This window comes from Variovorax sp. 10L426 (assembly GCF_056395305.1).
In genome coordinates, this window is sequence record NZ_JBFTJF010000078.1 from 1 (window position 1) to 496 (window position 496).

Below are 496 nucleotides of genomic sequence, written 5' to 3' on the forward strand. Positions count from 1 at the left end.
GGCCAACGGATGACCGACGTAGGTCGCCGGAATGCCGGCCTTCGCATAGATCTCGGGCTCGAACGGGAACAGGCAGAGGATGTGGTCCACCGCGCGCGCGATGGTACGAATGCGCCCGCCGCGCCACGCCCAGATTGACGGGCTGACGAAATGCACGACAGGGATGCCCGAGCGGCGCAGGGGCACTTCCAATCCGAAATTGAAGTCGGGCGCGTCTACGCCGATGAAACACAGCGGCGGATTGGCCAGCAGCTTCTCGCGAATTGCCCGGCGCGTTGCCAGGATTTCCCGCAGCGAACCGAGCACCTCCACATAGCCGTTGACGGAGAGCGTCTCCATCGGCCAGTGCGAGACGAAGCCCTGCGCCATCATGCGGCGGCCGCCGATGCCCGCGAAGTCCACGGACTCGCCCAGCCGCGCATGAAGCCCTTCAAGCAGGAGCGATGCCAGCAAATCGCCGGAAGCCTCCCCGGCAACCATGGCAATCGTGCCACGC

Annotated in this window: 1 protein-coding gene; it reads right to left on the reverse strand. The window is 65.7% G+C overall.

Features of this window, described 5'->3' with window-relative positions; translation table 11 throughout:
- Nucleotides 1–496: lipid-A-disaccharide synthase (locus AC1DHL_RS29815; protein ID WP_478164339.1), on the reverse strand; the 496-nt coding region annotated here is incomplete at both ends.